Origin of the sequence: Pseudomonas cuatrocienegasensis, assembly GCF_900110925.1 — a bacterium.
Lineage (GTDB): Bacteria > Pseudomonadota > Gammaproteobacteria > Pseudomonadales > Pseudomonadaceae > Aquipseudomonas > Aquipseudomonas cuatrocienegasensis.
The window spans coordinates 83,826-105,653 of record NZ_FOFP01000015.1; the positions used below are offsets into that span (position 1 = coordinate 83,826).

Annotated in this window: 17 protein-coding genes and 1 pseudogene; 6 read left to right on the forward strand and 12 right to left on the reverse strand. The window is 64.4% G+C overall.

The annotated features are described in order from the left end of the window. Positions 1-325: 325 nt before the first annotated feature. The 3 genes from BMW49_RS18645 to BMW49_RS18655 are packed head-to-tail and all read right to left on the reverse strand — an operon-like array spanning position 326 to position 4,971. The gene (locus BMW49_RS18645) at positions 326-1,747 is read right to left on the reverse strand and encodes a sigma-54-dependent transcriptional regulator (RefSeq protein WP_069519533.1); all 1,422 of its coding nucleotides are present in this window, start codon (positions 1,745-1,747) and stop codon (positions 326-328) included. A 35-nt stretch (positions 1,748-1,782) separates the two neighbouring features. After that, positions 1,783-4,737 (reverse strand): sensor histidine kinase, encoded by a 2,955-nt coding sequence (locus BMW49_RS18650; protein ID WP_069519532.1) that lies wholly within the window; start codon positions 4,735-4,737, stop codon positions 1,783-1,785. Between the two features lie 57 nt (positions 4,738-4,794). Continuing rightward, the gene (locus BMW49_RS18655; protein WP_090391049.1) at positions 4,795-4,971 is read right to left on the reverse strand and encodes a hypothetical protein; all 177 of its coding nucleotides are present in this window, start codon (positions 4,969-4,971) and stop codon (positions 4,795-4,797) included. Positions 4,972-5,220: 249 nt separating this feature from the next. Between BMW49_RS18655 and BMW49_RS18660 the strand changes: the two genes are divergently transcribed. From BMW49_RS18660 to BMW49_RS18670, 3 genes are all read left to right on the forward strand, one after another. Next, positions 5,221-8,508, forward strand: a complete 3,288-nt coding sequence (locus BMW49_RS18660) for a transglutaminase family protein (protein ID WP_069519531.1) — start codon at positions 5,221-5,223, stop codon at positions 8,506-8,508. Between the two features lie 109 nt (positions 8,509-8,617). After that, positions 8,618-11,110 (forward strand): circularly permuted type 2 ATP-grasp protein, encoded by a 2,493-nt coding sequence (locus BMW49_RS18665; RefSeq protein ID WP_069519530.1) that lies wholly within the window; start codon positions 8,618-8,620, stop codon positions 11,108-11,110. Then, entirely contained in the window at positions 11,107-12,009 is a 903-nt protein-coding gene (locus BMW49_RS18670) for a transglutaminase family protein (RefSeq protein WP_069519529.1), read from the forward strand. The genes BMW49_RS18665 and BMW49_RS18670 overlap by 4 nt, the downstream gene beginning before the upstream one ends. Here BMW49_RS18670 and BMW49_RS18675 read toward each other — a convergent pair. From BMW49_RS18675 to BMW49_RS18685, 3 genes and pseudogenes are all read right to left on the reverse strand, one after another. Next, complete coding sequence (locus BMW49_RS18675) at positions 12,006-12,926, reverse strand: DUF808 domain-containing protein (protein ID WP_069519528.1); 921 nt, start codon at positions 12,924-12,926, stop codon at positions 12,006-12,008. The genes BMW49_RS18670 and BMW49_RS18675 overlap by 4 nt on opposite strands. Positions 12,927-13,013: 87 nt before the next feature. Next, positions 13,014-13,301, reverse strand: a complete 288-nt coding sequence (locus BMW49_RS25680) for an LOG family protein (protein WP_090391050.1) — start codon at positions 13,299-13,301, stop codon at positions 13,014-13,016. A gap of 161 nt (positions 13,302-13,462) precedes the next feature. Next, a pseudogene (locus BMW49_RS18685) lies at positions 13,463-13,852 on the reverse strand (LOG family protein); the annotation flags it as partial. 405 nt (positions 13,853-14,257) lie between these two features. On the opposite strand from BMW49_RS18685, the gene azu reads away from it, so the two are divergent. After that, positions 14,258-14,707, forward strand: coding sequence for an azurin (gene azu / locus BMW49_RS18690; protein WP_069521502.1), 450 nt, complete (start codon positions 14,258-14,260; stop codon positions 14,705-14,707). Positions 14,708-15,542: 835 nt separating this feature from the next. Here azu and BMW49_RS18700 read toward each other — a convergent pair. The 5 genes from BMW49_RS18700 to BMW49_RS18720 form a co-directional block, all read right to left on the reverse strand. Beyond that, on the reverse strand, positions 15,543-16,115 hold the full coding sequence (locus tag BMW49_RS18700; protein WP_069521504.1) for a HupE/UreJ family protein: 573 nt from the start codon (positions 16,113-16,115) through the stop codon (positions 15,543-15,545). 24 nt (positions 16,116-16,139) lie between these two features. Next, on the reverse strand, positions 16,140-16,754 hold the full coding sequence (gene ureG / locus BMW49_RS18705; RefSeq protein WP_069521506.1) for an urease accessory protein UreG: 615 nt from the start codon (positions 16,752-16,754) through the stop codon (positions 16,140-16,142). A 66-nt stretch (positions 16,755-16,820) separates the two neighbouring features. Further along, positions 16,821-17,519, reverse strand: a complete 699-nt coding sequence (locus tag BMW49_RS18710; protein ID WP_069521508.1) for an urease accessory protein UreF — start codon at positions 17,517-17,519, stop codon at positions 16,821-16,823. Positions 17,520-17,540: 21 nt separating this feature from the next. Next, positions 17,541-18,041: an urease accessory protein UreE gene (gene ureE, locus BMW49_RS18715; RefSeq protein WP_069521511.1), complete on the reverse strand. Its 501-nt coding sequence runs from the start codon at positions 18,039-18,041 to the stop codon at positions 17,541-17,543. Positions 18,042-18,192: 151 nt separating this feature from the next. Continuing rightward, positions 18,193-18,849, reverse strand: a complete 657-nt coding sequence (locus BMW49_RS18720; protein WP_069521513.1) for a TetR family transcriptional regulator — start codon at positions 18,847-18,849, stop codon at positions 18,193-18,195. Between the two features lie 152 nt (positions 18,850-19,001). On the opposite strand from BMW49_RS18720, the gene BMW49_RS18725 reads away from it, so the two are divergent. Then, positions 19,002-20,126 carry a flavin reductase family protein gene (locus tag BMW49_RS18725; protein WP_069521515.1) on the forward strand — a complete coding sequence of 375 codons (1,125 nt, stop codon included), beginning with the start codon at positions 19,002-19,004 and terminating at the stop codon, positions 20,124-20,126. Beyond that, positions 20,107-21,213 (forward strand): fatty acid desaturase family protein, encoded by a 1,107-nt coding sequence (locus BMW49_RS18730; protein ID WP_090391052.1) that lies wholly within the window; start codon positions 20,107-20,109, stop codon positions 21,211-21,213. The genes BMW49_RS18725 and BMW49_RS18730 overlap by 20 nt, the downstream gene beginning before the upstream one ends. A gap of 249 nt (positions 21,214-21,462) precedes the next feature. Here the strand turns inward: BMW49_RS18730 and osmE are convergent, their stop codons facing one another. Beyond that, positions 21,463-21,816, reverse strand: coding sequence for an osmotically-inducible lipoprotein OsmE (osmE, locus tag BMW49_RS18735; protein WP_069521520.1), 354 nt, complete (start codon positions 21,814-21,816; stop codon positions 21,463-21,465). Between the last annotated feature and the right edge of the window lie 12 nt (positions 21,817-21,828).

A 21,828-nucleotide genomic window follows, 5' to 3' on the forward strand; every position in this document is an offset into this window, starting at 1 on the left:
TGGTGTGGGGCGAACCCCAAAAAAGCCATTCCTCTCCAAAAGAATCAGTTAGCTGCGCCTCTGCCGTCTTGTTCTTATTGTGCTAGAGCCGTTGCGTTTTGTTTTTATTGTGTGTGGTGCATTGCTTGTTATTGTTGTTATGCCAGAGATAAAGCAGAAGCCGTGCCAGTTTCTGTTAATCCTTTTAAATCAAGGGCTTGGCTGTTATGGGTGACAGTGCGTAGGCCTAAAAAAGCCGGGTTCTCGTTACCATAAGACCCGGCTTTTGTTACGAGGTGTTTGAGCGGTAACAAACTGTGTGCGCTATCGCCTAGGTATCACTGCTTCATGGAGCGGTGCTGCTGGTCTTGCGCCGTGGAATACCCAGGCGCTGGCGGCGCTCCCACAGGCATTTGCGGCTGATACCCAATTTGCGCGCCAGCTCGGTTTCGGTCATGTGGTCCTGGTGCTCGAGGACGAAGTGCTGGAAGTAGTCTTCCAGGGACAGGTCCTCGGTGGGTTCGTGGCTGTTGCTCGAACTGCCCGGCATGCCCATGAAGCCGCCATCGTCGTCTTCCAGATCATCCAGCTCTATATCGATACCCAACAGCTCGGCGCAGATGCTGTTGCCTTCGCACAGGATCACCGCACGCTCGATGGCATTCTCCAGCTCGCGCACGTTACCCGGCCAGCTGTAGAGGCGGATGGCCTGTTCGGCATCGGCCGCGAAGCGCAGCCCTTCGCGACCCTGGCGTTGGCACTGGCGGGCGAGAAACACCTGGGCAATTTCGCTGACATCGGCGCCGCGCTCGCGCAGTGCCGGCAGCTTGAGCGCGATGACGTGCAGGCGGTAGAACAGGTCTTCACGGAACTGGCCGGTCTTGGCCAGGGTTTTCAGGTCGCGGTGGGTCGCGGCGATCAGGCGCACGTCGACTTTCTGCGACTGCACCGAGCCGACACGGCGGATTTCCCCTTCCTGCAGCACGCGCAGCAGGCGGGCCTGGGCTTCGAGGGGCAGCTCGCCGATCTCGTCGAGGAACAGGGTGCCGCCGTCAGCGGCTTCGATCAGGCCGGCGCGGCTAGCGCTGGCGCCGGTGAAGGCGCCCTTTTCATGGCCGAACAGCTCGGACTCGATCAGGCTTTCCGGGATCGCCGCGCAGTTCACTGAAATCAGCGGCGCCTTGGCGCGGCGTGAGAGGTTGTGCAGGGCGCGGGCGACCAGCTCCTTGCCGGTGCCCGACTCGCCCTGGACCAGGACGTTGGAATCGGTTGGGGCGACCTTGCGGATCTTGCTGTAGAGCGCCTGCATGGGCTCGCAGGAGCCGATGATGCCGATTTCGCCATTGCGGTTGTCACCACCTTTGTCGGCAGCGCGGTTGGGGGCGAGGGCTGGCGTTGCGGCGGTGCTGTCCAGGGCCTGGCGGTCGCGCAGAATGCGGGCGACGGCCTGGAGCATTTCGTCGTGGTCAAAGGGCTTGGCGATATAGTCGACCGCGCCCATCTTCATCGAGTCGACGGCTGAGCGCAGGCTGGCGTAGCTGGTCATGATCAGCACCGGGACACCCTGGCCCAGCTTGATCAGCTCGGTGCCGGGGGCGCCAGGCAGGCGCAGGTCGCTGACGATCAGGTCGAAGCCGGGAATGCTGAAGCGCTCCTGGGCTTCTTGCACCGAGCCGGCTTCACTGACCTCGTACTGGTTGCGTTCGAGCAGGCGGCGCAGGGCAGAGCGGATAATGGTTTCGTCTTCGACGATCAGAATATGAGGCATTAAATAAGGTCTCTCGACGGTCTCAGGTCGCAGGTTCAGTTCGCTATGGACGTCGCCTCGACATGCCGCGGCAGGGTCACCCGAATGCGAGTGCCACGCTGGTGCTCGGCGTCGGCCGGGCTGTCGATTGTTATCTGTCCATAATGCTCTTCCACGATGGAATAGACCAGCGCGAGGCCCAGTCCGGTGCCCTTGCCAGGATCCTTGGTGGTGAAGAACGGCTCGAACAGGCGGTCCATGATCGCCTTGGGAATGCCACTGCCTTCGTCTTCGACGATCAGGTCGACGGTGTGCTCGCTGGCTTCGCTGCGTACGCGGATCGCCGCGCCGGGCGGCGAGGCGTCGCGGGCGTTGGACAGCAGGTTGATCAGCACCTGGGCCAGGCGCTGCGGATCGCCGCAGACCCAGTGGTCGGCGTCGCAGAGGTTGAAGAACTGCACCTCGACGCTGCGTCGGTTGAGCGCCAGCAGGCCGATGGCTTCCTGGGCGACCTGGGCCAGGCATACGGCCTCGTCGCTGTGCTGGTGGCTGCCGGAGTGGGCGAAGCTCATCAGCGACTGGACGATGCGCGAGACGCGTTTGGTCTGCTCGATGATCTGCTGGCTGATTTCCGTCAGTTCCGGGTCTTCCTCGCGCTCTTCGCGCAGGTTCTGCGCCAGGCAGGCGATACCGGTGATCGGGTTGCCAATCTCATGGGCCACCCCGGCGGCGAGGCGACCGATGCTCGCCAGGCGTTCGGAGTGCACCAGTTTGTCTTCCAGGTATTGGGTTTCGGTGAGGTCTTCGACCAGCAGTACCAGGCCGCTGTTACCGGGCGTCAGTGGCTCGTCGATGGCCGCTTTGTGCAGGTTGAGCCAGCGAATCTGCCCATCGAGCGCCAGGCGCTGCTTATGCAGATGTTGGTCGGGCATGGCGATAAATTGTTGCAGCAGGCCGCGCCAGGGCTCGCTGAGCGCCGTCAGGCGCGAGCCGACCACGCGGTGCGCGGGTACTTCGGTCAGCTCTTCCATGGCCTTGTTCCACATGAGGATCTCGAAGTCCCTGGCCAGGGAGCAGACGCCCATGGGCAGTTCCTGCAACGTCTGCCGGTGGTAGCGGCGCAGGGTATCGAGCTCGGCCGCCAGGCCGGTGAGGCGCGAGTGATAATCCTCCAGGCGGCTTTCGATAAAGTGGATGTCTTCGGTGACGTAGGTTTCGCTGCCCGATTTGTACGGCAGGAAGGTCTCGACGATGTCCTGGGCCACACTGGGGCCCATCAGCCCGGACAGGTTGGCTTCGATACGGTCGCGCAGGCGGCGCAGGGCGTAAGGGCGGTTTTCATCGAAGGGCAGGTGCAGGTCGCGCAGCGCCTGCTCCACTTCGCGCTGGGCGGTCTTGGCACCGAGCGGCTTGGCCAGCTGAGCGGCGAATTCCTGGGGCGACAGGGCCACCAGTTCGCGGCGCTGCGGGCGACGCACGTTGTCCACGGCGCAGGCCTCAGCAGCGCTTTTTTCTTCCGGGCTGGCCTCGGTGAACAGTGACACCAGGGTGAATACCAGCACGTTGGTCGCCAGCGAGGCGATGGCCGCCAGGTGCCAGCTGCTGTCATCGAGCACGTACACCAGGTCCAGCGCCGGCAGGTAGAAGCCCTGCACGTTGCCCAGCATCGGCAGCAGCATGCCGACCAGCCAGACGCCGATGCCGGCGAGCAGGCCGGCAATGTAGCCGCGCCGGTTGGCGGTCGGCCAGTACAGCACCGAGAGCACGCCGGGGAGGAACTGCAGAGTAGCGACGAAGGCGACAATGCCCAGGTTGGCCAGGTCCTGCTCGGCGCCGAGCAGCAGGTAGAAACCATAGCCAGCCATGATCACCGCGACGATCAGCGCGCGGCGCGTCCACTTCAGCCAGCGGTAGATATTGCCTTCGGCTGGCGGCTGATAGAGCGGCAGTACCAGGTGATTGAGCATCATCCCCGAGAGCGCCAGGGTGGTGACGATGATCAGCCCGCTGGAGGCCGAAAGCCCGCCGACGTAGGCCACCAGCGCCAGGGTCTGGCTGTCCACCGCAATGCCCAGGCCCAGGGTGAAGTATTCCGGGTTGGTGGTGGCACCGAGTTTCAGCCCGGCCCAGAGAATCAGCGGCACGGCCAGGCTCATCAGCAGCAGAAACAGTGGCAGGCCCCAGCTGGCGCTGACCATGGCGCGCGGGTTGAGGTTCTCGGTAAAGGTCATGTGGTACATGTGCGGCATGACGATGGCCGAGGCGAAGAACACCAGCAGCAGGGTGCGCCACGGGCCTTCCTGCAGCGGCGTGTGCAGGCTGTTCAGGGCCAGTTGGTTCTGTACCAGCCAGCGTTCCAGGTCCTGCGGGCCGTCGAACACGCCGTAGAGGGCATACAGGCCGATGATCCCCAGCGCCACCAGCTTGACCACCGACTCGAAGGCGATGGCGAAGACCAGGCCCTCGTGCTTTTCGCGGGTGGCGATATGGCGGGCGCCGAACAGGATGGTGAAGAGGATGATCAGGCCGCAGAAGGCCAGGGCCACGCGCTCCTGCACCGGCTCACGGGTGAGGATGCCGATCGAGTCGGCCACCGCCTGGATTTGCAATGCCAGCAGCGGCAGCACGCCGATCAGCATAAACAGCGTGGTCAGGGCGCCGGCCCAGGTGCTGCGAAAGCGAAAGGCGAACAGGTCCGCCAGGGACGAGAGCTGGTAGGTGCGGGTGATGCGCAGAATCGGGTAGAGCAGCACCGGCGCCAGCAGAAAGGCACCGGACACCCCGAGGTAGCTGGCCAGAAAACCGTAGCCATATTGGTAGGCCAGGCCGACCGTGCCGTAGAACGCCCAGGCGCTGGCATAGACGCCCAGCGACAGGGTATAGGTCAGCGGGTGGCGAATGATCCAGCGCGGGATCAGCCCACGTTCGCTGATCCAGGCGACGCCGAACAGCACCAGCAGGTAGGCCGCGCTGATCAGTATCAGCTGGCTCAGGCTAAAGCTCGTCAGCATCAGGTTGGCTCGGCGAAGAAAGCGGTATCGGCATGCACGGCGGTTCGCCGAACGGGCTCAGAGTTCATCGGCATCACGCTGGCTCTGCAGGATAAAGGTCACCACGATCAGGATCAGCCACAGCAGATAGGGGCGGTACCAGGCGCCGCTGGGGTCGATCCACCAGTCCATGATGGCCGGGGAGAACAGGTAGATGCCCACCACCAGGATCAGCACCAGTCGATAGATGTACATGCCGTTTCTCGTCACGGGAATGCCGGTGATGGTAACGGAAGCGCGTCACCCTGCGTAGCGTGGAAGCGGACAGGTGCGCGGTTAGTTGGGGTTGTTGCTGTATTTTGGTGCGCCATGTCAGCTATGGGGCATGCGTTAGCGCTGCTATGGTGCGCGTATACACGGGCATTGCGCATAACGCCGGCTGCCGCGCGCTGGCATAAGTCTTGCGCACCTTCATCCATCGCCCAGGCTCGCAGGAGGCCCACTGTGTCGATCCATATCGCCTTGCACCATGTGACGCACTACCGCTATGACCGTGACGTCAACCTCGGCCCGCAAATCGTCCGGCTGCGTCCGGCACCCCACAGCCGCACCCGTATTCTTTCTTATGCCCTGCATGTCGAGCCGGGCGAGCACTTCGTCAACTGGCAGCAGGACCCCCAGGGCAACTTCCTCGCCCGCCTGGTGTTCCCCGAGAAGACCCGCGAGTTCAAGGTCGAGGTCGACCTGGTCGCCGAGATGGCGGTGTTCAACCCATTCGATTTTTTCCTCGAGCCCTATGCCGAGCGTATTCCCTTCGCCTACACCGAGGGCGAGCAGCGCGAGCTGGCGCCTTATCTGGTCAAGCTGCCGGCGACGCCGCTGTTTGCCAAGTACCTGGCAGGCATCAGCCGCACGCCAACGCCCAGCGCGGATTTTCTGGTCGGCCTGAACCAACGGCTATCGACTGATATCGGCTACCTGATCCGTATGGAACCGGGCGTGCAGACCCCGGAAGAAACCCTTGCGAACGCCTCTGGCTCTTGCCGTGATTCGGCCTGGCTGCTGGTGCAGCTGTTTCGCCACCTGGGGCTGGCGGCGCGCTTCGTCTCCGGTTACCTGATCCAGCTGACCGCTGACGTCAAATCCCTCGATGGCCCGTCCGGCACCGAGGTGGATTTCACCGATTTGCATGCCTGGTGCGAGGTGTATCTGCCGGGCGCCGGCTGGATCGGCCTGGACCCGACCAGCGGCCTGTTCGCCGGCGAAGGTCATATTCCGCTGGCCTGCAGCCCCGAGCCGTCGTCGGCGGCGCCGATCAGCGGTGGCGTGGACGAGTGCGAGTGCGAGTTCAACCACAGCATGAGCATCGAGCGTATCTGGGAAGCGCCGCGGGTCACCCGGCCCTACAGCGAAGCGCAGTGGCAGGCGATCTGTAGCCTCGGTGAGCGCATCGACGAAGACCTGCAGCGCCACGATGTACGCCTGACCATGGGTGGCGAGCCAACCTTCGTCGCCCTCGATTACCCCGACGATGACGAGTGGAACACCGCCGCCCTGGGGCCGAACAAACGCCGTCTGTCCGCTGACCTGTTCCATCGCCTGCGCGAGCATTACGCGCCCAAGGCGCTGGTGCACTTCGGTCAGGGCAAGTGGTACCCGGGCGAGCAGTTGCCGCGCTGGTCGCTGAACTGCTTCTGGCGCCGTGACGGCCAGCCGGTGTGGCAGGACGCACGCCTGTATGCCGATGAGCAGCGCGACTATGGGGTCGATGCTGCACTGGCAGCACGCTTTCTCGAGATCCTGGCGCGGCGCCTGGGGGTTGACCCGGCGCACCGCATTCCGGCCTATGAAGACCGTTTCTATTACCTGTGGCGCGAGCGGCGTTTGCCGATCAACGTCACCGCCGAAGACCCGCGCCTGGCCGACCCGCTGGAGCGCGAGCGCCTGCGCCGGGTATTCGAGCAGGGCCTGGACAAGGTGGTCGGCCATATCCTGCCGCTGGCCCGTGACAGTGATGAGCAAAACTGGATCAGCGGGCCCTGGTTCCTGCGTGACGGACATTGCCGTCTGATCCCAGGGGATTCGGCCATTGGCTTCCGCTTGCCACTGGATTCGCAGCCCTGGGTCAAGGAAGCCGACTACCCCTATGTCACCCCAGCCGACCCCTCACAGGCGTTTGCCCCGCTGCCGGCGATCACTCAGCTGCAGCGCCAGTTGCGTGGTGTATGGAATGGCAAGGCAAGCACCCGCAGCAAACCAGCGCTCAAGCAGTCGGCCGCCGATATCGTGCGTACCGCGCTGTGCGCCGAGCCGCGCGACGGCAAGCTGTACTTGTTTATGCCGCCGCTGACTACGCTGGAGGCCTACCTGGAACTGGTGGTGGCCATCGAGGCCAGCGCCGCCGAGCTGGACTGCCCGGTGATTCTCGAAGGCTACGAGCCGCCGAGCGACCCGCGCCTGGCGTTCTTCCGGGTGACCCCAGATCCGGGCGTGATCGAGGTGAATATCCACCCGGCTGCCAGCTGGAGCGAACTGGTCGAACGCACCGAGTTTCTCTACGAACAGGCCCGCCAGTGCCGCCTGACCAGCGAGAAGTTCATGATCGACGGTCGCCACACCGGCACCGGCGGCGGCAACCACTTCGTCCTGGGCGGCGCCACACCGGCGGATTCGCCGTTTCTGCGCCGTCCCGACCTGCTGCGCAGCCTGATCAGTTACTGGCACAACCACCCGTCGTTGTCCTACCTGTTCTCCGGCCTGTTTATCGGCCCGACCTCCCAGGCGCCACGGGTGGATGAAGCACGCAACGATGCGCTCTACGAGCTGGAAGTGGCCTTTGCCCAGTTCCCCGAGCAGGACCGCGAGTGCCCGCCCTGGCTGGTCGACCGCCTGCTGCGCAACCTGTTGGTGGATGTCACCGGTAACACCCACCGCGCCGAGTTCTGCATCGACAAGCTGTATTCGCCGGATTCCGCCTCCGGGCGCTTGGGCCTGCTTGAGTTGCGCGCCTTCGAGATGCCGCCCCATGCGCAGATGAGCCTGGCCCAGCAGTTGCTGCTGCGTGCCCTGGTCGCGCGCTTCTGGCAGGAGCCCTACACCCCGCCACGCCTGGTGCGCTGGGGTACCGAGCTGCATGATCGCTTCCTGCTGCCGCATTTTATCGAGCAGGATTTCGCCGACGTGCTGCAGGAGCTGGGTAGCTTCGGCTATCGCCTGCGCAGCGAATGGTTTGCCCCGCACCTGGAGTTCCGCTTTCCCAAGGCCGGTGACTTCAGCGTCAAGGGCATCGACCTGGAGCTGCGTCAGGCCCTGGAGCCTTGGCATGTACTGGGTGAGGAGGGTGCGCCGGGCGGCACGGTGCGTTATGTCGACTCGTCCCTGGAGCGTCTGCAGGTCAAGCTCAATGGCCTGCCGGCCGACCGCTACGTGTTGACCTGCAATGGCGTACCGGTGCCCTTGCGGCCCACTGGCAAGGTCGGCGAGTTCGTCGGCGGTGTGCGCTACCGTGCCTGGCAGCCGGCCAACTGCCTACAGCCGACTATCGGCGTGCATGCGCCGCTGATCTTTGACCTGGTCGATACCTGGATGAATCGCTCCCTGGGCGGTTGCCAGTATCATGTCGCCCACCCAGGCGGGCGCAACTACGACAGCTTGCCGGTCAACGCCTACGAGGCCGAGAGTCGGCGCCTGGCGCGTTTCTTCCGCGTCGGCCATACGCCAGGCAAACGCCCGCCTTTGCTGGCGATCAGCCATAATGAGAGCCCAATGACCCTGGATTTGCGCCACAGCTGAGTGGCGCCCCGCGTAGAAGCCCGGCCACGCCCGTGTCGACGCCCCTTGAGGGCGCGCACGGGCGTGCGTCGCAAGGGCCGCGTACCGATGATCTGCTGCCGAGACCTTGATGCCAGACTTGCTTGCCGACTACCCGCTGCCCGAGGCGGCCTACCATGAACTGCTCGACGCCCAGGGCCAGGTGCGGCCGCACTGGCGCCGACTGTTTGCCCAATTGCAACGCAGCAGCACCGCGCAGCTGAATCAGCGCCAAGCGCTGCTGGCCCGGCAGATCCAGGAAAACGGCGTGACCTACAACGTCTATGCCGACCCGGAAGGCGCTGATCGCCCCTGGGAACTCGACCTGCTGCCCAACCTGATTCCCGCCCACGAGTGGCAGCAGATCGCTGCCGGTGTGGCCCAGCGTGCCAGCCTGCTGAATGCGGTATTGGCCGATGTCTACGGGCCGCAGCAGTTGCTCGCCGATGGCCTGCTGCCGCCGGAGCTGGTGTTTGGCCACAACAACTACCTGTGGCCGTGCCAGGGCGTACAGCCGCCTGGCGGCACCTACCTGCACCTGTATGCGGTGGACCTGGCGCGTGCGCCCGATGGCCGTTGGTGGGTCACTGCCGATCGTACCCAGGCGCCTTCGGGCGCCGGTTACGCACTGGAGAACCGGCAAATTCTCTCGCGTGCCTTCCCGGACCTGTACCGCGACCTCGGCGTGCAGCACCTGGCTGGCTTCTTCCGTACCCTGCAGGACACCCTGGCGCGTCAGGCCCCGGCCGATGGCGAGCCGCCGCTGGTGGTGCTGCTGACGCCGGGGCGTTTCAACGAAAGTTATTTCGAGCACCTGTACCTGGCGCGCCAACTCGGTTATCCGTTGGTCGAGGGTAGCGACCTGACGGTGCGCGATGCCACTGTCTACCTCAAGACCCTGGCCGGTCTGCGTCGTGTGCATGCGGTGCTGCGCCGCCTGGACGACGACTTCTGCGACCCGCTGGAGCTGCGCACCGATTCCGCCCTGGGCGTGCCAGGCCTGCTCGAGGCGGTGCGTCAGGGCCGGGTGCTGGTGGCCAATGCCCTGGGCAGTGGCGTGCTGGAGTCGCCGGGCTTGCCGGGCTTTCTGCCGGCCATCGCCGAGAAGCTGCTGGGCACGCCGCTGCTGCTGCCGAGCATCGCCAGTTGGTGGTGCGGCGAGCCGCCAGTCCTCGAAGCGGCGCTGAAGAAACTGCCGGAGTTGCTGATTCGCCCGACCTTTCCGTCCCAGAGCTTCACTCCGGTGTTCGGCCGCGACCTCGATGCTGCGCAGCGCGAGGCCCTCAGCGAGCGCCTGCGGGCGCGCCCCTACGCCTATGTCGCCCAGGCCCTGGCGCAACTGTCCCAGGCGCCGGTGTGGCAGGCCGATGAGGCCAGCCTGCAGCCACGGGCCATCGGCATGCGAGTTTTCGCTGTGGCCAGCGCCGACGGTTACCGGGTGATGCCAGGCGGCCTGACCCGGGTGGCAGCCGATGCCGACGCCGAGGTGGTGTCGATGCAGCGTGGCGGGGCGAGCAAGGACACCTGGGTGCTCAGCGAGCGCCAGGTCAGTGGCGAACCCTGGCAGTGGCTGCGGCCATTGGGCGTCGCCGATCTGGTGCGCAGCGACCCCTTCCTGCCATCGCGCATGGTCGAGAACCTGTTCTGGTTCGGTCGCTACAGCGAGCGCTGTGAAGACAGCGCGCGGCTGCTGCGTATCATGCTGGCGCGCTACGTCGACGACGATGACGATCCCCAGGCCTTGCAGACCGCACTGGTGCTGGGCGAGCGCCTGGGCCTGCTACCCGAGGCGGACAGCGGCGAGCTGGATGAGCGCCTGCTCGAGGCCCTGCTTGGCGAGGAGTGGCCGGCCAGCCTGCGGGCCAACCTGCAACGCCTGCAGTGGACCGCCGGCAGCGTGCGCGGCAAGCTGTCCCAGGCCAACTGGCAAGCCCTGGTGGAGTTGCAGCGTGAGGCCCAGGAGCTGGATGCCGAGCACGGCGACTTCGGCGACCTGCTGGATTTTCTCAACCGCCTGCTGATGTCCCTGGCCGCACTCTCGGGCTTCGCCCTGGACGACATGACCCGCGACGATGGCTGGCGCTTCCTGATGATCGGGCGCTGCATCGAGCGCCTGCAGTTTATCTGCGACAGCGTCGCCGGCTTTCTGCGCAGCGGCGCGGCGCAGGACCAGTCCGCGCTGGAATGGCTGCTCGAACTGGGCAACAGTAGCATCACCTACCGCACCCGTTACCTGGCCTCGGCGCAGTTGATCCCGGTGCTCGACCTGTTGCTGCTGGATGAGCAGAACCCCCATTCAGTGCTGTTCCAGCTACGCACCCTGCTGCGCTCGCTGCAGCGCCTGGGTGAGCGTTTTGAGCTACCCGAGGAACAGGCCCTGGCGACGCTGGAGCAGCAGTTGTCGGCCTTCCAACTGAGTAGCCTGGAAAACCCGCTGTTTGGCAGCGAAGGTGTGGATGCCGTGCTCGACGGTCTGGCAGAACGGCTGGAAGCCATCGCCCAGGCGGCCAGCGAGACGTCAGATCGCCTTGGGCTGCGTTTTTTCGTTCACGTCGATGCCAGCCAGCGGACCCAGTCGTCATGACCAGCGCGCACTACCAGATTCTGCATGACACCCATTACCGCTATTCGGCGCCGGTTTCCCTGGCCCAGCAGTTGGCCCACTTGTGGCCGCGCGACTGCGCCTGGCAGCGCTGCCACCTGCGCCAACTGGAGGTCGGCCCGCAGCCGTGCCAGCGCCGCGATGCCCTCGACGTGCATGGCAACCCGCTGACCCGCCTGGTGTTCGAGCGTCCACACGACGAGCTCAAGGTCAGCGCGCGGCTGCAGGTCGAGGTGCTGGCGCGTGTTGCCCTGACGCTCGAAAATTCCCCGCCCTGGGAGCGTGCCTGCGCGCTGCTGACCTACAGCGGGCAGCCTTTGCCAGCGCCACTACTGGAGGCGGCGCGCTTTCGCTTCGAGTCGCCCTATGTGCGCTTGAAGCAGGCCTTCGTCGACTATGCCGAGGACTGCTTTCCGGCGGGGCGCCCGCTGCTGCTGGCGGTGCGTGCGCTGATGCAGAAGATCTTCACCGAGTTCACCTTCGACGCCGCCGCCACCCAAGTGGCGACGCCATTGTTGCAGGTGCTCGAAGAGCGTCGTGGGGTGTGCCAGGACTTCGCCCACCTGATGCTCGCCTGCCTGCGCTCGCGGGGTTTGTCGGCGCGTTACGTCAGCGGCTACCTGCTGACCCAGCCGCCACCCGGCCAGCCGCGGCTGATCGGCGCCGATGCCTCCCATGCCTGGATCTCGGTGTATTGCCCGCGCCAGGGCTGGGTCGACTTCGACCCGACCAATAACGTGCTACCGGCGTTGGAGCACATCACCCTGGCCTGGGGTCGGGATTTTGCCGATGTCTCACCGCTGCGCGGGGTGATCCTTGGCGGCGGCAGCCACGACCCGGAAGTCGAAGTGACGGTGCTGCCGCTGGCTGCCCCAGTTTAGGTACGCACGGCGCGCCATATTCGGCTGCCGCCACTTACCAGCGCCAATACCACGGCGCCGGCAAGGACGCCGAACAGGGCGCTGAGTAGCGTGGGGATAATGGCCGTCAGCAGGCCGTTGCCGGCGGCTGCGGCCACCTGCTCAATGGCGTGATGCACGGGTGCGATGCCGTGGGTGAGGATGCCGCCGCCGACCATAAACATCGCCGCGGTACCGACCACCGAGAGGGTTTTCATCAGGTAGGGTGCGGTGGCGAGAATGCCATGGCCGATGGCCTGGGCAGACTTGCTGCCGCGCTGGCTGAGGTACAGGCCGGCATCGTCGAGTTTGACGATACCCGCCACCAGACCATACACGCCCACGGTCATCAGCAGTGCGATACCCACCAGCACCACCACCTGGGAGAAAAACGCCGCACCCGCGACTATGCCCAGGGTAATGGCGATGATCTCGGCCGAGAGAATAAAGTCGGTGCGTACCGCGCCGCGAATCTTGTCCTGCTCGAACGCCACCAGGTCGACGTGTTCATCTGCCGCTGCCGCACGCAGGCGCTGATCTGCATCTGTATCTTCGGCAGCGGAATGCAGGTAACGGTGGGCGAGCTTTTCAAAGCCCTCGTAGCAGAGAAAGGCGCCGCCGAGCATCAGCAGCGGGGTAACGGCCCAAGGGGCAATGGCGCTAATCAGCAGCGCCGCCGGCACCAGAATCGCCTTGTTGCGCAAGGAACCCTTGGCCACCGCCCAGACCACCGGCAGCTCGCGATCGGCGCGCACGCCGGTAACCTGCTGGGCATTCAGCGCCAGATCATCACCGAGCACTCCGGCGGACTTCTTCGCCGCCACTTTGGTCATCAGGGCGACATCGTCCAGCACCGTGGCGATGTCATCGAGCAGGGTCAACAGGCTAGCGCCGGCCATGGGAAAAATCCTTCTAAGGGAGAGTGTCAGACCGCAGTTCAGGGCGTCTGTTTGCTTGGCTTTGCCGAATCATGGCTGAGCAATGTGTCAGCCCCATTTGGGCAGAGCAGTCGGGCGCCAGTCATGCAATTGGCTGACCAGTTCAGCCGGCGTTTGTGCCAACTGCAGCATGGCCCGGTGCGGCGCGCGGACGAACTGTTCGGTAACCAGGTGATCGAGAAACTCGCCCAGACGGCTATAGAAACCGTTGACGTCGAGCAGGCGTAGGGTCTGTTCCCGTTTCGTCCCGAGCCGCGTTGCTGCGCAAAATCTCGCCAGGCTAGGCGGAGGACGCAGGGAATGGTTGTTCCCTTGCCAAGTCCTCCAACAACGCATGGCGAGATTTTGCGCGCAACCCGAAGGGCCGGGCCAGTTTTAGCGCGATGCTGCGTTTCTCGATGGCTCATTTAGCTCACTAAACTTCGCATCTCGTGCCTTGCCTCGCGCTAAAACGGGCTCCGGCGCGGCCGCGAGCGAAACGGGAACAGACCCTAGGATTTTGCGTGGTAGCCGAGTTGACCCCAGGTCCACACCTCGAACAGCTCTTCCAGGGTGCCCAGGCCGCCTGGCAGGGCGATAAAGGCATCGCTGAGTTCGGCCATGCGCGCCTTGCGCGCGTGCATGCCATCGACCACTTCCAGGCGGGTCAGGCCGCTGTGGCCCACTTCGGCGCGTTTCAGGCTTTGCGGGATGATGCCGATCACTTCACCGCCGGCAGCCAGAGCGGCATCAGCCACTACGCCCATCAGGCCAACGGCACCGCCGCCGTAGACCAGGCGAATGCCCTGTTCTGCCAGGTAGCGGCCCAGGTGCTCGGCCGCAGCCCGATACTCGGGATTCGCGCCGGGGCTGGCGCCGCAGAACACACAGATCGATTGCAAGGCCATCATTAACTCCCGGTTGTGCGAGTGTCGCGCAGCAGGGTAGCGAGGTTGCCCGCTTTTGCCTATGTGAGTCAGTCGAGTGTGCTGCCGCTGGCGCCACCGGCATAGGCGACGAGCAAACTGTGTAACAGATCATTGATAAACATGGCCGTTGCTCCTGAGTTAGTGTCGCGACTCTACGCCTTGCTCGGCGCTCTGCACCGTTGATTGTGTGCATCGCAACGATAGGCGCCACGGGCATTACAGCTGACCCAGCGAGGTACTGAGGGTGCGATCTATTTCTTCATCCTGAGCATTTATCAAACGATCACCTGGGGCGCGGCCTGTTGCCGCAGGGCATAGGAACCGGGACGCTTGCGGTGCACTCTAAGCAACGAGGCCATTTGCCTCACTGCCCAGGAGACTCACATGATTCGCAAGTTTGTTGTCGCATCGTTGCTCGCCCTCTCCAGTGCCCCTCTGCTCGCTGCCGAGTGTGCTGTAGATGTGCAAGCCACAGACCAGATGACCTTCGATACCAAAGAGATCGCGGTCAGCAAAAGCTGCAAGACCTTCACCGTTAACCTGAAACACTCGGGTTCTCTGCCCAAGGCCTCCATGGGCCATAACTGGGTGCTGAGCAAGACTGCCGACGCCCCGGCTATTGCCGCCGACGGCATTGGTGCTGGCCTGGACAAGGGCTACCTGAAAGACGGCGACACCCGCGTTATCGCCCACACCAAAATGATCGGTGGCGGCGAGTCCGACTCGGTGACCTTCGACGTAGCCAAGCTGACTGCCGGCGAAGCCTACCAGTTCTTCTGCTCCTTCCCGGGGCATGTCGCACTGATGAAAGGCAATCTGAAACTGGTCGACTGAACCAGACGCCTGCAGGGACAAAAGCCGCTTCTTACAAGCGGCTTTTTGCTGGGCGCTAGGGTCTGTTCCCGTTTCGTTCGCGGCCGCGCCGGAGCCAGTTTTTGCGCGAGGCCAGGCACGAGATGCGAAGTTTAGCCAGCTAAATGAGCCATCGAGAAACGCAGCATCGCGCTAAAACTGGCCCGGCCCTGCGGGTTGCGCGCAAAATCTCGCCATGCGGTGTTGGAGGACTTGGCAAGGGAACGACGTGGACGGCGAGTCCATTCCCTGCGTCCTCCGCCTAGCGGAACGCCGCCCGGCCTGGCGAGATTTTTCGCAGCAACGCGGCTTGCGACGAAACGGGAAAAGACCCTCGTTATCCACTGCGGTTGTGCCGGCTTACCCCCAATCGCTGTGGGGCTGGCTGTGGATATCATGGGAGCAAGCCGCTGCAGGCTCGGCAGCACTAGGCGTTGCGCTGCCTGGTTGTTTTTTGATCGATGATCTCAGGTGGGGGAGCGGGGGGCGCAACGCTTATCCCCATTGCGTGTGCGCAGGGCTGTGGATAACCACTGGGCAGCTACCTGCAGACCAGTAACTGCGTGGTCTGTAGCGGGATGGTTACTTTATGACCAGGATTCGGCAGCGTGTCGGCACGCAGCTGCTGTCAAGATAAATCGCAGATTATTCAAGCACTTGGCGCGGTCGTAGGGCGGGTTATCCCCGAGGCTTGTGGGGCGATCTGTGGATAAGCTGCGCATGTCGCGCTGCAGCCCAGCAGTACCAAGGCGTTGCGCCGGTTGAGTGATTTTTGTACAGCGTTGCCCCGACGCAAGACGCCGGGGTACGCGCTGGGTCAGCTGGCCAGCAGCCAAACGCCGGTCAGGGCCGAAGCGGCACCCGCTACGCGCACCAGCGGGGCTGCAGCGCGGGGCAGGCTGCGCACCAGGGCATAGCCGGCGGCATGCAGAGCGGCGGTGGCGACCAGGAAGCCAACGGCATAGGTCCAGGGGCTGGCCAGGTTCGGCAGTTCCAGGCCGTGGGCGACGCCATGGGTCAGGGCGAACAGTGCGGTCAGGGCGATGGAGATCACCATCGGCAGGCGCACGGCCACCGCGACCAGCAGACCGAAGGCCAGGACCGAGGCGGCAATGCCGGTTTCCATCAGCGGGATTTCCAGGCCAGCGAAGCCGAGCATCCCGCCGGCCAGCATGCTGGCGACGAAGGTCAGCGGCAGCGCCCAGCGCGCCGCGCCGGATTGCTGAGCGGCCCACAGGCCGACGGCGAGCATGGCCAGCAGGTGGTCCAGACCAAATACCGGGTGGGCCAGGCCCGCCATCAGGCCTGAGTGGTCATGGCCTGGGTGGGCGAAAGCCAGCGCCGGGCTGAGCATCAGGCCGAGGGCGAGAAGGGGTTTGCGCAGGTTCATAAGGCTCTCCTTGACGTTAAGGGTTCAGGCGGCATTGAGCATGCCGTGGCGTTCGATAAAGGCGATGATCTGCTCCAGACCCTGGCCGATTTTCTGGTTGCTGAAGACGAAGGGCTTATCGCCGCGCATCTTCAGGGTGTCGCGCCCCATGACCTCCAGCGAGGCGCCGACCAGCGGGGCCAGGTCGACCTTGTTGATCACCAGCAGGTCCGATTTGCAAATGCCTGGACCGCCCTTGCGCGGCAGCTTGTCGCCGGCCGACACGTCGATCACGTAGATGGTCAGGTCCGATAGCTCCGGGCTAAAGGTGGCCGAAAGATTGTCGCCGCCGGACTCGACAATGATCAGGTCGAGGCCCGGAAAGCGTCGGTTGAGCTGGTCGACGGCTTCCAGGTTGATCGAGGCGTCTTCGCGGATCGCGGTGTGTGGGCAGCCGCCGGTTTCCACGCCGATGATCCGTTCCGGCGCCAGGGCCTCGTTGCGTACCAGAAACTGGGCGTCTTCCTGGGTGTAGATGTCGTTGGTGACCACGGCCAGGTTGTAGCGTTCGCGCAGGGCCAGGCACAGCGCCAGGGTCAGGGCGGTCTTGCCGGAACCGACCGGGCCGCCAATACCGACACGCAGGGGTTGGCTGTTCATCAGGATGTCTCTCCCATCAATCGTCTAAGGGTCGGTCGCCGTCTGGCGGCCGACAGTAAAAAAGGCTCACGAGCGGAACAGCCGGCTGTATTGGCGTTCATGGGCCATGCTCGCCAGGGCCAGGCCGAAGGCCGCGCTACCCCAGTGTTGTGGCGGGCAGGCCTGAGCCTCGCGCTGCGCCGTATCGAGTGTTGGCAGCAGGTGCGAGGTCAGGCGCTGAGCTGCCTGTTGGCCCAGGGGCAGAGTCTTCATCAGCACCGCCAGCTGGTTTTCCAGCCAGCCCCAGAGCCAGGCCGCCAGGGCGTCTTGCGGGCTGATTTGCCAGGTGCGTGCGGCCAGGGCCCAGCCCAGGGCAAGTCCGGGTTCCTCGACAGCCTCAAGCTGCTCACGAACCTGCTGTTCCAGCTCCGGCAGGCCATCGAGCAGTTGTTTGAGTGAGTAACCCATCTGCCGGCTTTCCAGGCGCAGTTCGCGGGTTTCGCGGCTGGCGCGATGTTGGGCGGCGAGTTCCTGCAGTTCTGCCCAGTCGCCGGCATGCGCGGCCTGGCAATGGGCGAGCAGCAGCGGCGCCTCGAAGCGCGCCAGATTGAGCAACAACTGGTCGCTTAGCCAGCACGCCGCCGAGGCTTCGTCTGCCACCAGGCCCTGTTCGACGGCCATTTCCAGGCCCTGGGAATAGCTATAGCCGCCAATTGGCAGTTGCGGGCTGGCCAGACGCAGCAGTGCCCAGGCACGGTTGGGGTTGCCGAGGGGTTCAGCAGCCATGATCAGTCCGCCCAGCGATGCTCATTTTCGTGCACCGAACTGATGCAGGCGCGGCGCGTAGCTGAATTCAGCGTCGCCAGCATGGGAGTGGTGATGACCACCGCCATAGGCACCTTGCTCGGGCTGGTAGGGCGCCTCGACCGTGCTGACCTCGGCGCCGAGTTGTTCGAGCATGGCTTTGAGCACGTAGTCATCCGGCAGGCGCAGCCAGCCGTGACCCAGTTGCAGGGCCACATGCCGGTTGCCCAGGTGATAGGCCGCGCGCATCAGCTCGAACGGGCTGCTGCAGGTGACGTGCAGCAGCTGCTCGGGGCGGGCGACCACCCGCACGATACGGCCATCTTCGGCTTGCAGGCATTCGCCGTCCTGCAAGGCGGGCTGGCCGCGCTCGAGAAACAGGCCGACTTCCTCGCCGCTGGCGCTAAAGCAGCGCAGGCGAGATTTGCTACGGGCCTCGAAGGTCAGGTGCAGTTCGGCATCCCAGGTGGGCTGGGCGGCGGTGCGGCGATGAATCACAAGCATGGGGACTTTCCGGCAGATCAATGGGACAGACAGAGCAAGTGCCTTGCCAAGGCGCTGAAGCGCCGTCCTGGTGCGGGCTGCACGCCGGCTGTGGCAAGAGTTGGGGCGTCGGTCAGGTTTTTACTGGTGCGCTATGCGGATTTCTGCACTGTTAAGGTGCGTTTTCCGGATTGCTGGCATTGCCATGCCCCAGACCCTGCCAGTGTTTGGCACCGATAAAGATAAAACGCAGTTGCTCGATCATCTTCGCTTGCGGCGTGAGGTGTGCCGGTAGGGTTTCGCGGGGCGGGTCGATCAGTTCGGGCAGGGTGGCGAAGACGGTCTTGACCACCAGATCGGCCAGGTGCGCCTGGGCGCGGCTGTCCAGGTGCTGCAGTTTGGGCATCAGCGCCAGGTCGGCAATCAGGTCGGCGGTAATGCGCTCGCGCAGCGCGCCCAGGGCCAGGCGTACCGGCAGTGAGCCACCGTACTGTTCTCGGGCAAGAAACAGAAATTGCGCGCGGTTGGCGGCCACGGCGTCGAGGAAGATGCGCACCGACGCATCGATAAGGCCGCCCAGTTCCAGCTCATGGTGGCGAACCTGGCGGATCGCTTCACGGAAGGTTTCGCCCACCTCGGCGACCAGCGCCAGGCCGAGTTCGTCCATGTCCTGAAAGTGCCGGTAAAAGCCGGTGGGTACGATGCCGGCAGTGCGTGCGACCTCGCGCAGGCTGAGGCTGCCAAAGCCGCGACCGCTGTCCATCAGGCTACGTGCGGCGTCCATCAGGGCATGACGGGTTTGCAGTTTTTGTTCGGCGCGCGGCTGCATTGCAAGACCTTGTCCGTGGCAGTGCGGCGCACTTTAACAAAGGCACTCGGGAGGCGTCGAACCGGTTTTAGTGTACGACTGTTGACTGAAAAGGGCGGTGCTGCCAATCTAGTGAACAGTTGTCCACTAGGTTTATCCACTAAGAGCTGAGCATGAAGCTGATTCCCCTGGCATGGGTGCGCTGTTTGACGCCGGCATTGCGTCCGCTGCGTGTTGCAGTGGACGGCGGTTGGTTGCGCGGCAGCGATCTGGACGCTTGCCTGGGTGTGGTGCATCCGTTGCTCAATGTGCAGCGGGTGATGGCGCAGGTGCTGGAGCGGCGCTGGGTGGCCGACGACATGCTGGCGCTGACGCTGCACGCCAATGGCCACTGGCGTGGGGCGCGGCCCGGCCAGCACCTGCAGCTTTATCTGGAGGTGGATGGGGTACGCCTGAGCCGCAGCTACAGCCTGACGGCCTGCAACGCGGATGGGCGTCTGGAGATTGCCGTGCAGCGCAAGGATGGCGGGCGGGTCTCAGCGCTGCTGGTCGAGCTCCTGGCGGTCGGCGATACCGTGGAGATCGGTGCAGTCGCTGGCGCACTGCACTGGCCGAGCCAGAGCCCGGGTGTGTTGCTGCTGGCTGCCGGCAGCGGCATCACGGCGCTGTTGGGCGTGCTGCGTGAGGCGCTGGCCCAGGGTTTTAGTGCGCCAGTCACGCTGCTGCATTACGTACGCACGCCCGGGCAGCGCGCCTTTGGCGAATTGCTGGAGCAGCTGCAGCAGCGCTACACCAATGTGCAGGTGCACGCGGTGTTCACTGATCCAGCCTGCAAGGCGGCAGACGGCACGGCCCATGGGCGCTTTGCCGCCGCGCATCTGGATCAGCTCGGGGTTACGGCAGTCGATCAGGTGCTGGCTTGTGGCCCGGCCGGTTTTGTCGAGCGGGTCAGTGCCTGGGCCCAGATCGCCGGGCTTGGCGAAGCGCTGCAGGTTGAGGCGTTCACCCCACCGCGTTTGCCGACAGTGCAGGACGCACGTCAGGCCGTGAGCCTGCGTTTCGCCCGCAGTCGCCAGCAGGCGACCGGGGATAACCAGCGCAGCCTGCTGGAGCAGGCCGAAGCCCATGGGTTGCGCCCGGCGTTCGGCTGTCGTCAGGGCATTTGCGCCAGTTGCACTTGCCTGCTGCTTGGCGGTGCGGTGCGCGACCTGCGCAGTGGCGCTGTGCTGCGTGAGCCCGGCCAACCCATCCGCCTGTGCGTCAGCGCACCCGTGGGTGATGTCGAAATCGACCTCTAGAGAGAGCACTGCCATGCGCATGGATAAAACCCTGTCTGCCTCCGAACTGGAGGCTTTTGGCGCGGAGCTCGACGCGCTGCGCCAGCGCACCCTGGCCGACCTCGGCGCGGCGGACGCGCGCTATATCCGCCGTGTGCGCGCGGCGGTACGGGCGTGCTGCTGGAGCGGCCGGGTATTGCTGATGGCTGGCTGGTTCCCGCCGACCTGGCTGCTCGGCACGCTGCTGTTGGCCCTGGGCAAGATTATCGAGAACATGGAGCTGGGTCACAACGTGATGCACGGCCAGTACGACTGGATGAACGACCCCAGCCTGGCCGGGCGCAGTTATGAGTGGGACATCGCCGGGCCGAGCGACTTCTGGCGGCACACTCATAACCATATTCACCACACCTACACCAACGTGCTGGGCATGGACGATGACGTCGGTTATGGCGTGGTGCGGCTATTCCCCGAGCAGCGCTGGAAGCCTTTTTATCGTTGGCAACCGCTGTGGGTGACGCTGCAGGCGCTGCTGTTCCAGTACGCGGTGGCGATCCAGCATCTGCGCCTGGACAAGGTCGCCAAGGGCAAACTGGCCTTTGACGAGGTGCGCCCGCTGCTCAAGGTCTTTGCCGCCAAGCTGCTGCGCCAATGGGGTAAGGACTACCTGATCTTTCCGCTCCTGGCGTTGCTGCTGGGCGCCAATGCGTTGGCTGTGCTGGCCGGTAACCTGGTGGCCAATCTGCTGCGCAACCTGTGGACCTTCATCGTGATTTTCTGCGGCCACTTTACCGAGCAGGCTGCGGTGTTTGCGCCCTCGGTGCTGGATGGTGAGACGTGCGGTCATTGGTACCTGCGCCAGTTGCGTGGCTCCAGTAACCTGCGTGGCGGACGCTTGTTGCATATCCTCACTGGCAACCTCAGTCACCAGATCGAGCACCACCTGTTCCCGGACCTGCCGGCGCGCCGCTACGCCAGCCTGGCGCGCGAGGTACAGGCCATCGCTACACGCTATGGCCAGGTCTACAACAGCGGCAGCCTGGCCCGGCAGTTCGCCAGTGTGATGCGCCGCATTTGGGTGTATCGCCTGCCCAGCACGGCGAGCTGATTAACAGGCTGTTGAAAAACTACCTACGTTGCCATCGCTGCGTTAAAAACAGGCCGGGACGCGGCGTCTCAAAATGCTCATTTACAACTCGTAAACTCGAGTGCGAGCCCAGTCCGTTTTTCGCCTGTTTTTGTGGGGCCGCCATCGGTATTGCGCTGGCTGCTTCGCCTACGTTTTCAACGGCCTGTTAACCCCGCAATGCAAAACGCCGCACCCTGGGGTGCGGCGTTTGCTTGCGCGCAGTGCGGCTTACAGGCCGTTGCCGCGAGCCCGTTCGCGGGCGTTGGTTTCCATCTGCTCGCAGGTCATAAAGCCCTTGCCATCGACCCGGTCTGCCGAGTTGAAGCTGACGTAATACGGCTGCTGATGACCATCCTTGTTAAGGACGTAGTTATTGCAGGTGCCCGGCAGCAGGGTGCGGCGCATTTCGCTGGAAGATGGGCCAGCCAGTTCGCTGACGCGGGCCTTGCTCATGTCCAGTTCGATCTGTTTGACCAGCGGTTCATTACGGTAGGTCAGGTAATCGATCGGGTTTTCCGGTTTGCCCGCACAGCCAGCCAGGGTGGCCAGCACACAGACGACACCCAGTGATTGCTTGTACATGGAGGCTTCCTT